At 36.7% G+C, this 2177-nt stretch carries 2 protein-coding genes and 1 pseudogene; 2 read left to right on the top strand and 1 reads right to left on the bottom strand.

Annotated features, from left to right (window positions below; all coding sequences use genetic code 11):
• The first annotated feature begins 28 nt into the window (after positions 1 to 28).
• Positions 29 to 1435, top strand: coding sequence for a 6-phospho-beta-galactosidase (gene lacG / locus SMIDD26_RS06175; RefSeq protein WP_061439514.1), 1407 nt, complete (start codon positions 29 to 31; stop codon positions 1433 to 1435).
• 42 nt (positions 1436 to 1477) lie between these two features.
• A complete protein-coding gene (locus SMIDD26_RS06170; RefSeq protein WP_134990181.1) occupies positions 1478 to 1735 on the top strand; it encodes a DUF3884 family protein in 258 nt (85 codons plus the stop codon).
• A 283-nt stretch (positions 1736 to 2018) separates the two neighbouring features.
• Here SMIDD26_RS06170 and SMIDD26_RS11650 read toward each other — a convergent pair.
• A pseudogene (locus tag SMIDD26_RS11650) lies at positions 2019 to 2177 on the bottom strand (DeoR family transcriptional regulator); the annotation flags it as partial.

The following is a 2177-nucleotide window of genomic DNA, read 5'->3' as shown; positions in this document are numbered from 1 at the left end:
TATTTAAATCAAGAAATAGGTGAAAAAAATGACAAAAACACTTCCAAAAGACTTTATTTTCGGTGGCGCAACAGCTGCCTATCAAGCAGAAGGCGCTACACATACTGATGGAAAAGGACCAGTTGCTTGGGATAAATATCTTGAAGATAACTACTGGTACACTGCAGAACCAGCCAGTGACTTTTACAATCGATATCCAGTTGACCTAAAGCTAGCAGAAGAGTATGGTGTCAATGGCATTCGAATTTCTATTGCCTGGTCACGTATTTTCCCAACCGGTTACGGTCAAGTAAATCAGAAAGGTGTTGAGTTTTATCATAATTTATTTGCAGAGTGTCACAAACGTCATGTTGAGCCCTTTGTAACTCTTCATCACTTTGACACGCCAGAAGCTCTCCACTCAAATGGCGACTTCTTAAACCGTGAAAATATTGAACACTTTGTAGACTACGCTGCCTTCTGTTTTGAAGAATTCCCAGAAGTAAACTATTGGACAACCTTTAATGAAATTGGGCCAATCGGTGATGGTCAATACTTGGTTGGGAAATTCCCTCCAGGTATCCAGTACGACCTTGCCAAAGTCTTTCAATCACACCACAATATGATGGTGTCTCATGCACGCGCGGTAAAATTGTACAAAGATAAAGGCTATAAAGGTGAAATTGGTGTTGTTCACGCACTGCCAACCAAGTATCCACTTAATCCTGAAAATCCTGCAGATGTTATTGCGGCAGAGTTGGAGGACATTATCCATAATAAATTTATCTTGGATGCAACTTATCTGGGTCACTACTCTGAAAAGACCCTGGCAGGGGTAGAGGCTATCTTGGCTGCCAATGGTGGTAGCTTAGATCTTCGTGAAGAAGATTTCGAAGTATTAGAAGCTGCAAAAGACTTGAACGACTTCCTTGGAATCAATTACTATATGAGTGACTGGATGGAAGCCTTTGATGGCGAAACAGAAATTATCCATAATGGTAAGGGTGAGAAAGGAAGCTCTAAATACCAAATCAAAGGTGTTGGTCGTCGTGTAGCTCCTGATTATGTACCACGTACGGATTGGGATTGGATTATCTACCCTCAAGGTTTGTATGACCAAATCATGCGCGTGAAGAAAGATTATCCGAACTATAGGAAGATTTACATCACTGAAAATGGTCTTGGCTATAAAGACGAGTTCGTTGATAATACTGTTTACGATGATGGCCGTATTGATTATGTGAAACAACACTTGGAAGTCTTATCTGATGCTATTGCTGATGGTGCAAACGTCAAAGGTTACTTCATCTGGTCATTGATGGACGTCTTCTCATGGTCAAACGGTTATGAAAAACGCTACGGTCTCTTCTATGTAGACTTTGAAACGCAAGAACGTTATCCTAAGAAATCAGCTCACTGGTACAAGAAAGTAGCGGAAACTCAAGTGATTGACTAGTAGAATGAGTCATTAGATATAGAATTTTAGTGAGGCAAAAAGATGTTCAAAAATTTTATCCAATCTATTTATGAAAAAGTTTATATTATCAACTTTGAAAAATGCTCTCAAATACCGTGTTTGACAAATGAAGAATTGAAAAGTCTTGGAAAATGGTATGTCTCGACTGGTAAAGAATGGATTTGTCATTCAGATTATGAGCTGGAAGAATTTAAAAATATCTTTTTAAATTTTATCAATCATGAAGAACGAGATAATATCTCCTTTGATTCAGATTTTATGCCGTTTCAACAATCGTAACCAATTGCTCAAAAAAGTTAAATCTTATATCTAGTACTCTGCAAAACTCTTATCTAATCACGTTGCTTATACTCAATAAAAATCAAAGAGCAACTTTAAACTAGGAAGAGAGTCGCAGGTTTCTCAAAGCATAGCTTTGAGGTTGCAGATAAAGCAATTGGGCAAAAAGTCTTTAACGTAGAAAAACGCATAATATCAGGTGTTGAAAAACTTGATATTATGCGTTTTATTGTGGGAAGATTTACTTCTGAAATTGAGTTGTTACCCAGAATCTTTCAGTTTATTAAGGCTTGATGACTTTAGTAAGTTTAGATAGTTCAAAAAGGATTGAATCACTTAGTTTAGAATCTGAAACAATAGTATCAAGATTTGATATATTATAAAAAGTATAAAAATCAAACTTATTGAACTTACTATGATCTGCGAGTAAATATTTTTTATT

This window comes from Streptococcus mitis, assembly GCF_001579035.1.
Taxonomy (GTDB): Bacteria; Bacillota; Bacilli; order Lactobacillales; family Streptococcaceae; genus Streptococcus; species Streptococcus mitis_J.
Note: the sequence above shows the minus strand (reverse complement) of the source record. Positions and strands in the feature narration are given on the sequence as shown.